Here is a 231-nt window from a genome sequence, read left to right on the forward strand (position 1 = left end):
CTGACGCACTTTCTGAGGCTGACTCTGAGTTTGAAACAGACTGTGATTCTGAGACAGACGCACTTGTTGATGCTGACTCTGAGTTAGACACTGATTGTGATTCAGATACAGACGCACTTTCTGAGGCTGACTCGGAATTAGACACTGATTGTGATTCGCTTACTGATGCACTTTCTGAAGCTGAAACTGAATTTGACTCGGATTGTGACGCTGACGTTGATTCACTTTCTG

Annotated in this window: 1 pseudogene; it reads left to right on the top strand. The window is 44.6% G+C overall.

The window, feature by feature from the left end:
• Positions 1 to 231, top strand: a pseudogene (locus tag HMPREF2867_RS11380) (hypothetical protein); the annotation flags it as partial.

The organism is Streptococcus sp. HMSC064H09, from assembly GCF_001812625.1.
Taxonomy (GTDB): domain Bacteria; phylum Bacillota; class Bacilli; order Lactobacillales; family Streptococcaceae; genus Streptococcus.